The organism is Streptomyces sp. NPDC001380 (genome assembly GCF_042895785.1).
Lineage (GTDB): Bacteria > Actinomycetota > Actinomycetes > Streptomycetales > Streptomycetaceae > Peterkaempfera.
Genome location: NZ_JBIAWP010000014.1, coordinates 19,861 through 28,928, shown reverse-complemented (window position 1 = coordinate 28,928; position 9,068 = coordinate 19,861). Strand labels below are relative to the sequence as shown.

Below are 9,068 nucleotides of genomic sequence, written 5' to 3'. Positions count from 1 at the left end.
GCAGCCTCCTCCGCCACCGCGGCCCCGGCCTGCGGCTCGGCGGCCTGCGGCTCGGCGGCGGCCGGCTGCGGCTCCGCGGCCGGGGCCTGCTCGGCGGCCGGGGCCTCGGGGCCCTGCGGCGGTCCGGCCGGGCGCGACACGGCACGGCGGCGGCGTCGCGGAGCCGCGGCGCCCTCCTCGGGCGCGGTCGCGTTTCTCACGGCGGCCTCCTCGGAGGCCGCCGACGCGGTGCCGCCGGCGGTGCCGTCCAGCGCCGCGTTCTGCGGCTCGTTGTTCTCGAGCATGCGGGCGTATCTCCCGTCAGGCCCCCGGGCTCCGGGCCGGGCACGGCGGGGCGCCGGTGCCGCCGGGTCGTACGCTCGGCGGTCGCTCGGCGCCGCCGCGCGGGCGCGGGGCCGCACGGGGGCTCGTTGTCTCGCTCGGCGCCCCGCCTGGGCGGGAGGCCGAAAGTCTTCTGGTCTGACCAGTCTTCTCAAAGTGCACGGTCCCCAACCCCGGGTGGCTCCCTGGGGCCGGGACCACTCCCCGCGCCCTGCGGGCTCTGGGCCGCGCGGCGGGGGGAGGGTTCCCGCACCCGGTGCGGGTGCGGGGTGGGCCTCCCGCCCCGGTGGCGGGGCAGGAGGGCTGGTCCCTCGTTCGACGACGCTCGCGCACTCGGCTGAGCGGCGGGGCCGGCGCTAGGCGGTCGCGGTGGCGCGCGGCCCGGCGGTCGCGGGTGGGACGGCCGAGGCTGCGGCGCGGTCGGCCGCCAGCGGGTCGGTCACCGTGCCGGACTCCTCGTCGAGCGGCCCCTGCGCCAGCCTGGTCACCTCTGCGGGGACCGGCGGCGCCAGGTCGGCCGTCGCACGGAGACCGGACAGGACGTCGTCAGGTCGTACGGCGGGTGTGGCGTGCCGCACTACCAGCCGCAGTATCGCACAGGCCCGGCCCGGCCGAACATCGGCGCCACCGTCGGCACCCCCGTGGGCACCGTCCCCGGACCGCGCGTCGGCCACCTCCAGGGAGGCCACGGCGCCGCGCGTGTCGAAGACGCGGACCCCGTTCTTGGTGAGCCGCTCCACCTCCACGGACTCCTCGGCGAGGAACGCCGCGGCGGCCCTCGCCGCCTCCTCCGGGGGGACGCCGTCCAGCCTGATCCGCCAGACGGACGCCTGCAGCCGGTCGGCGAGGTTCGGGGTGCGGACCTCGACCGCGTCGACGACGTCCAGACCGGGCGGGAGCGACGCGTCGAGCTGCGCCCGCAGCCGCTCCGGGTCGCGCACCTCGGTGAGGGCGATCTCCAGGTACTCCGCCTCGCTGGCGACGCCGGTGGGTGCGGCGTTGGCGTACGAGACCTTCGGGTGGGGGGTGAAGCCCGCCGAGTAGGCCATGGGGACCGCGGAGCGCCGCAGCGCCCGCTCGAAGGCCCGCTGGAAGTCGCGGTGGCTGGTGAACCGGAGGCGGCCGCGCTTGGTGTAGCGCAGCCGGATGCGCTGCACCGCCGGAGCGGGAGGCGGGCCTTCGGGCATGCGGCGTGCCAGTGTCGTTCAGTCCCTCGTGAGTGGCCGTGTCCGGCCCTCGCGGACCGGAACCCTTGCACGGCCAAGGGTACGCGGCGGGACGGCCCTGCCGCGGCCCCGGGCGTCCGACAGGGCGTCCGGGGCCGCCGGGCGCGCCCCGCCGGGCGGCCGGAGGGCCCGGCCCCGCCGTGCGGGGCCGGGCCCTCCGAGGGGGTCGCCGGGGGGCGCCGGGGGTCAGCCCTGGTTGACCACGGTCAGCGGCAGGAGCTTCTTCCCGGTCGGGCCGATCTGGATCTCGGTCTGCATCTGGGGGCACACGCCGCAGTCGAAGCAGGGGGTCCAGCGGCAGTCGTCGACCTCGACCTCCTCCAGCGCGTCCTGCCAGTCCTCCCAGAGCCAGTCCTTGTCCAGGCCCGAGTCCAGGTGGTCCCAGGGCAGGACCTCCTCGTAGGAGCGCTCGCGGGTGGTGTACCAGTCGACGTCGACGCCGGAGCCCGCCAGGGCCTTGTCGGCGCAGTCCATCCAGCGGTCGTACGAGAAGTGCTCGCGCCAGCCGTCGAAGCGGCCGCCGTCCTCGTACACGGCGCGGATGACGGCGCCGATGCGGCGGTCGCCGCGCGAGAGCAGGCCCTCGACGATGCCGGGCTTGCCGTCGTGGTAGCGGAAGCCGATGTTCTTGCCGTACTTGCGGTCGCTGCGGATGGCGTCGCGCAGCTTGGCGAGCCGCGCGTCGGTCTCCTCGACGCCGAGCTGCGGCGCCCACTGGAAGGGCGTGTGCGGCTTGGGCACGAAGCCGCCGATGGAGACGGTGCAGCGGATGTCGTTCTGCCCGGTGACCTCGCGGCCCTTGGCGATGACGTTCTTCGCCATCTCGGCGATCTGCAGGACGTCCTCGTCGGTCTCGGTGGGCAGGCCGCACATGAAGTACAGCTTCACCTGGCGCCAGCCGTTGCCGTAGGCGGTGGCGACGGTGCGGATGAGGTCCTCCTCCGACACCATCTTGTTGATCACCTTGCGGATGCGCTCGCTGCCGCCCTCGGGGGCGAAGGTGAGGCCCGACCGGCGGCCGTTGCGGGTGAGCTCGTTGGCCAGGTCGATGTTGAAGGCGTCGACGCGGGTCGAGGGCAGCGACAGGCCGACCTTGTCGTCGGTGTACCGGTCGGCGAGGCCCTTGGCGATGTCGCCGATCTCGGTGTGGTCGGCGGAGGAGAGCGACAGCAGGCCGACCTCCTCGAAGCCGGTGGCCTTGAGGCCCTTCTCGACCATCTCGCCGATGCCGGTGATGCTCCGCTCCCGCACGGGGCGCGTGATCATGCCGGCCTGGCAGAAGCGGCAGCCGCGGGTGCAGCCGCGGAAGATCTCCACCGACATCCGCTCGTGGACCGTCTCGGCGAGCGGCACCAGCGGCTGCTTGGGGTAGGGCCACTCGTCGAGGTCCATGACGGTGTGCTTGGAGACCCGCCACGGCACGCCGGGCGTGTTGGGCACGACGCGGCCGATGCGGCCGTCCGGCAGGTACTCGACGTCGTAGAACCTCGGCACGTACACGCCGCCGGTGCGCGCGAGGCGCAGCAGCAGCTCGTCGCGGCCGCCGGGGCGCCCCTCGGCCTTCCAGGCGCGGACGATCTCCGTGATGTCGAGGACGGCCTGCTCGCCGTCGCCGACGACGGCGCAGTCGAGGAAGTCGGCGATCGGCTCGGGGTTGAAGGCGGCGTGGCCGCCGGCGACCACGATCGGGTCGTCGACCGTGCGGTCCTTGGCCTCCAGCGGGATGCCCGCGAGGTCGAGGGCGGCGAGCATGTTGGTGTAGCCGAGCTCGGTGGAGAAGCTCAGGCCGAAGACGTCGAACGCCTTCACCGGCCGGTGGGCGTCCACGGTGAACTGCGGCACGCCGTGCTCGCGCATCAGCGCTTCCAGGTCGGGCCAGACGCTGTAGGTGCGCTCGGCGAGCACGCCCTCGCGCTCGTTGAGCACCTCGTACAGGATCATGACGCCCTGGTTGGGCAGGCCGACCTCATAGGCGTCGGGGTACATCAGGGCCCAGCGCACGTCACAGGCGTCCCAGTCCTTGACGGTCGAGTTGAGCTCGCCGCCGACGTACTGGATCGGCTTCTGGACGTGCGGGAGGAGGGCCTCCAGGCGCGGGAAGACCGACTCGACAGGCATCAGGCACAGGTCTTTCGTGACGTGGGCGGAGTGACCCCCAAGGGTAACGCGGCCGCGGACCCCGCCGTGCCGTGAGCGGGCGGCGCCCGGGGGCGTCCGGGGGCCGGGGAGGCCCGGCGGGACGGTGCCCGGCGGGACGGCGCGGCCGGGCGGCGCTCAGCGGGAGAGGCGGCGGCGCAGGCCCGGCCGGGAGGCGCGCCGCCAGGCGCGGGGCAGCCGCCGCTCGGCGGCGTCGGCGGCGTCCTGCTCGACCTGGTGGAGGACGCCCCAGGTGAAGGAGGGCTCGCCGGCGGCGTCGGCCGCCGCGGCCAGCTCCCGCAGGACGGTCCGGGCCACCACCGCGTCCTGGTGCTCGCCCAGGAGCTCCTGGAGCTCCTTCATCCTGTCCCGGAACCGCTTCGCGGGCCTCCCCAGCACCGGCTGGGCGGCCTCGGCGGCGTAGCGGGCGCGCTTGGCGGCCTTGCGCGCCTCGTGGAGCAGCCGGTCGCGTCCGGGGCCCGGCGGCGCGGCGAGGGCGGGCCCGACCCGCTTCGCCAGCCGCCGCCAGTCGCGGCGCAGCGCGGCGGGCAGCACCCGGGCGGCGGGGCGTCCGGCGTCCGGGCCGGGCGGCGGGTCGGCGAGCAGGGCCTCCAGCGCGTCGTACAGGGCGGCGCAGCGGGGGCTGTCGAGGGCGGCGAGGACGCGGGGCCGGGTGTCGGCGGCGCGGCGCACCGACCAGAGCTCCAGCCGGGCCGGCACGGGGCCGACGACCAGCGGTGCGGGGAGGGCGGCGACGCGGCCGCGGAGGCGGGCGTCGAGGACCTCGCGGTCGCGGTCGGCGCCGAGTTCGGCGCCGAGCCACCGCAGCTCGTCGGCGAGGGGGCCGGTGGCGGCGGGGTCCAGGACGCCGGCGAAGGTCTTCAGGGCGCTGCGCAGCCGCCGGGCCGCGATCCGCATGCGGTGGACGGAGTCGGGCAGGTCGCGGCGGACGGCGGCGTCCAGGGCGGTGAGCCGCTCGGTGTGCCCGGCGAGGTGGGCGAGGACGGCGTCGGCGGCGGTGGCGCGGCCCGTGCGGAGCGGCGGGGGCGCCGGGGCGGCGGGGAGGTCGGGGCCGAGGGCGCGGGCGAGCTTGGAGGCGGCGGCGCTGCGGCGGAGCCCGGCAGCGGCGAGGCGCTGCTCGACGGCGTCGAGGAGGGCGGTGCCGCCGTCACCCTGGGGTCCGAGCTCGACCTCGACCTCGGACCACTGGGTGACGGCGGCCTCGGGGGCGTCGGCGGTGAGGCGGTGGGCGGCGACCCGGTCGCGGGCGACCTCCGCGAGGGTGCGGCCCTCGGCGTCCAGCAGCAGGTGCAGGTCGCGGACGGTCACCAGGCGGGCCGCCGGCCGCAGGGGGCGGTCCCCGGTGCGGGCGCGCACCAGGGCGGCGAGCTCGGGCGGCACCTCGGGCGGGGCGTCCGGCGGGACGGCGTCGCCCGCCGCGAGCGGCAGGCGGACCTCCTCCCGGGTGTCCCGGTTGCCCTGCACGTGGGGGGCGAGGGGGAGTTTGAGGTGCCAGCCGGGGTCGGCGCCGCCGGTGCGGCGGCGCAGGGTGGTGCCGTGCGCGGCGAGGCGCAGGTCCGGGGTGTCGTAGTACAGGGCGTCCAGGGTGGCGGTGCCGCCGTCGGCGACACGGGCGACGCCGGGGACGCCGTCCAGCGGGGGCAGCGCGGGCCCGGCGCCGCGCGCCTCGTACTTCCGCTCCGTCTCCCGCACGGTCTCCGTCATACCGGACGCCTGCCCCGCCGGGGGCGGGGCAGGCGTCCGGAGGGCCGCCGATGCGGGTCAGACCGAGACGGGCCGCTGCATCCGGACCGACTGGAGGAGGCCGATCCCCGTCCAGACGGCGAACATCGACGACCCTCCGTAGCTGACGAACGGCAGCGGCAGGCCGGCCACCGGCATGATGCCGAGGGTCATACCGATGTTCTCGAAGGCCTGGAAGGCGAACCAGGCGACGACGCCGGCCGCGACCACGGTCCCGTACAGGTCGGTGGCCTGGCGGGCGATGCGGCAGGCCCGCCACATGATCACACCGAGCAGCAGCAGGATCAGCCCCGCGCCGAGGAAGCCGAGCTCCTCCCCCGCCACGGTGAAGATGAAATCGGTCTGCTGCTCCGGCACGAACTGGCCGGTGGTCTGGGTCCCGTGGAAGAGGCCCTTGCCGACGAGGCCGCCGGAGCCGATGGCGATCCTGGCCTGGTTGGTGTTGTAGCCGACGCCGGCCGGGTCGAGGGCCGGGTTGGCGAAGGCGGCGAAGCGGTCGATCTGGTACTGGCTGAGGAGCTTGAACCGCCAGACCGCGAGCGCGCCCGCGACCCCGGCCGAGATCAGGCCCAGCACCCAGCGGTTGGGGGCGCCGGAGGCGAGCAGCACGCCGAGCACGATGACCACCATCACCATGACCGAGCCCAGGTCGGGCATCAGCATGATGATCCCCATGGGCACGGCGGCCAGCGCCAGGGCCTGCAGGACGGTGCGGTGGTCCGGGGTCTCGCGCTCGCCGGCGTCGACGCGGGCGGAGAGCAGCACCGCCATGCCGAGCACGATGGCGACCTTGGCGAACTCCGACGGCTGGATGGAGAAGCCGCCGCCCAGCACGATCCAGTTGCGGTTGCCGTTGATGGTGGCGCCGAGCGGCGTCAGCACCGAGAGCAGCACCAGCAGCGAGAAGACGTAGAGGAACGGCACGGCGGTCCGCAGCCGGCGGTGCCCTATGCCGATGACGACGGCGAAGAGCACGAGGCCGATGAGGGTGTTCGCCAGGTGGCGCAGCAGGAAGTACTGCGGGTCGCCGTGGTTGAGGTCGGTGCGGTTGCGGGTGGCCGACCAGACCAGCAGCGAACTGCCGACGGAGAGGCCGAGGGCGCACAGCAGCAGCACCCAGTCCATGCGGCGCAGCGGCGAGTCGCGGTCCAGGAGCCGCTGGAGGGAGCTGCGCCGCGGGGCGAGCCGCACGGTGCGGTAGGAGGAGGACAGGCTGCTCATGCGGGCCTCCGGTGGAGCCGGCGGGGGTCGGCCCACGGGTCGTGGCGGACCGGGGGCAGGGCGGCGGCCTGCCCGGCCGGCAGGCCGGTGCCGGCCGGGGGGGCCGCGGGGGCGGTGAGGGCGGCCTGCACGACGGCGCCCGGATCCGCGGCGGGGCCGGGGGTCCCGGTGCCCGCGGCGGAGTCGGGGGAGCCGGCGGAGTCCGTCCTCACGACGGCGCTGCCGTCGGGGTTGAACCTCGGCAGCGAGGACTGCGGCTTGGGCAGCAGGGCCAGCTTCGGGTCGACCTTGCCGTCCTTGACGCCGTACAGGCCCTCGTAGATCTTGCGGATGGCGTCACCCGAGCCGCCGGAGCCGGTGCCGCCCTGGGAGATCGTCATGACGACGGCGTAGTCCTTGCTGTAGGTGTCCAGCCAGGAGGTGGTCTGCTTGCCGGCGACCTCGGCGGTGCCGGTCTTGGCGTGCAGCTGGATCTTGTCCTGCGGCCAGCCCGCGCTGGTGAACTTCCAGGCGGCGGTGCCCTCGGTGACGACGCCGGCGGTGGCCTGGTTGATGTACTGCAGGGTCCGCCGGTCGTCGGGCAGGCGGCCGTCGACGACGGGCTTGATGTCGCGGACCAGCTTGCCGTCGGGTCCGACGACGGCCTTGGCGACGGCCGGCCGGTAGAGGGTGCCGCCGTTGGCGAGCGCGGAGTAGATGCGGGCCATCTGGATGGGCGTGACGAGGGTGTCGCCCTGCCCGATGGAGTAGTTGACCGAGTCACCGGCGCGCATGACGTAGCCGTCGATGCAGTTCTCCTTGGCGATCTGGGTCGCCAGGTCGGTCTTGGGGCTGTCCTTCAGGGCGCACCAGGCGTCGTGGTTGGCGTCGTAGTAGTCCTGCTTCCACTTGCGGTCCGGGACGCGGCCCGGGACCTCGCTGGGCAGGTCGATGCCGGTCCGGGCGCCGAGGCCGAACTGGTGGGCGGTCCGGTAGAACCAGTCGGCGGGCTTCTTCTTCGGCTTGGTGCCGCCGTCCTTGAGCCACTGGTCGTAGGCGAGGCCGTAGAAGACGGTGTCGCAGGAGACCTCCAGCGCCTTCTCCAGGGAGATGGGGCCGAAGCTCTCGCCCTCGAAGTTCTTGAACTCGCGGCCGCCGATGGTCATCGAGGGCGAGCACAGGTAGCGCCCGTCGAGGGAGTACCCGGCCTGCACGGCGGCGGAGGTGGAGACGACCTTGAAGGTCGAGCCGGGCGCCGACAGGCCCTGGATGGCGCGGTTGAGCAGCGGGTAGTTGGACTTCTTCTCGGTCAGCGCCCTGTAGTCCTTCGCCGAGATGCCGCCGACCCACAGGTTGGGGTCGTAGGTGGGGGCGCTGGCCATGGCGACGACGCGGCCGGTGTGGACGTCCATGACGATCGCGGCGCCCGAGTCGGCCTTGTAGTAGCTGTGGGTGTTGGTGTCGTAGACCTTGCGGGCGGCCGCCATGGCGTCCAGCAGCTGCTTCTCCACCAGGGCCTGGACCCGGGCGTCGATGCTGGTCACCAGGTTGTTGCCGGAGACGGCCGGGGTGGTGCCGGCGCTGCCGATGACGCGGCCGAGGTTGTCGACCTCCAGCCGGTTGACGCCGCTGGTGCCGCGCAGGTCGTCGTCGTAGACGGACTCCAGGCCGGCCCGGCCGATCTGGTCGGCGGGCTGGTACTTCTCACGACCGGTCCTGTGCTCGGTCCGCTTGACCTCCTCGTCGGTGACCGGCGAGAGGTAGCCGAGGACCTGGGCGGCGTTGGCGCCGGACGGGGCCGGGTACTGGCGCAGCGCGGTGGGCTGGGCGGTGACCCCGGGGAAGTCCTCGCGGCGTTCCATTATCTGCATGGCCTGCTGCGTGGTGGCGTCCGTGGTCACCGGGATGGGCTGGTACGGGGAGCCGTTCCAGCAGGGCTGCGGGGTGGTGGCGTTGCAGAGCCGCACCTTGTCGTGGACGTCCTTCTCGGACATGCCGAGCACTCCGGCGAGCCGGGTGAGCACGCCCTTGCCGCCGTCCTTCTGCTGGAGCAGCGAGGTGCGGCTGACGGAGACGACGAGCTTGGTGGTGTTGCCCGCCAGCACCCGGCCGGAGGCGTCGAGGATCTCGCCGCGCACGGCGGGCTCCACGACCTCGCGGATGTGGTTCTGCGAGGCGGCGGCCGTGTACTCCTGGCCGTTGCGGATCTGCAGGTACCACAGGCGGCCGCCGAGGGTGGCCAGCAGGGACAGCACGAGGACCTGGAGCACCACCAGACGGATCGTCACCCGCCGGGTGCGGCCGGTCTCCGGGATGTTGGTCACGCGGGCGCTCCTGTCCGTGCTGCGGGGGTGGTGCGGTCGGTCCGGCGGGTCCGGCGGGTGCCGGGGCGGTGCGGGCGCGCCGCCCCGGGGGCTGCTG

Annotated in this window: 6 protein-coding genes; all 6 read right to left on the bottom strand. The window is 74.7% G+C overall.

What is annotated here, in order from left to right:
- A partial coding sequence (locus ACFY07_RS18335) for a hypothetical protein (protein ID WP_390869668.1) occupies window positions 1–284 on the bottom strand: 284 nt, incomplete at its 3' end.
- Between the two features lie 393 nt (window positions 285–677).
- Window positions 678–1,478: a TIGR03936 family radical SAM-associated protein gene (locus tag ACFY07_RS18330; RefSeq protein ID WP_390869858.1), complete on the bottom strand. Its 801-nt coding sequence runs from the start codon at window positions 1,476–1,478 to the stop codon at window positions 678–680.
- 255 nt (window positions 1,479–1,733) lie between these two features.
- Window positions 1,734–3,665: a TIGR03960 family B12-binding radical SAM protein gene (locus tag ACFY07_RS18325; RefSeq protein WP_390869666.1), complete on the bottom strand. Its 1,932-nt coding sequence runs from the start codon at window positions 3,663–3,665 to the stop codon at window positions 1,734–1,736.
- Between the two features lie 156 nt (window positions 3,666–3,821).
- The gene (locus ACFY07_RS18320) at window positions 3,822–5,408 is read right to left on the bottom strand and encodes a CHAD domain-containing protein (protein WP_390869664.1); all 1,587 of its coding nucleotides are present in this window, start codon (window positions 5,406–5,408) and stop codon (window positions 3,822–3,824) included.
- Between the two features lie 57 nt (window positions 5,409–5,465).
- The gene (rodA, locus tag ACFY07_RS18315) at window positions 5,466–6,668 is read right to left on the bottom strand and encodes a rod shape-determining protein RodA (protein WP_390869662.1); all 1,203 of its coding nucleotides are present in this window, start codon (window positions 6,666–6,668) and stop codon (window positions 5,466–5,468) included.
- Complete coding sequence (gene mrdA, locus ACFY07_RS18310) at window positions 6,665–8,971, bottom strand: penicillin-binding protein 2 (RefSeq protein WP_390869660.1); 2,307 nt, start codon at window positions 8,969–8,971, stop codon at window positions 6,665–6,667. Before mrdA ends, rodA begins: the two co-directional genes overlap by 4 nt.
- Window positions 8,972–9,068 lie beyond the last annotated feature (97 nt).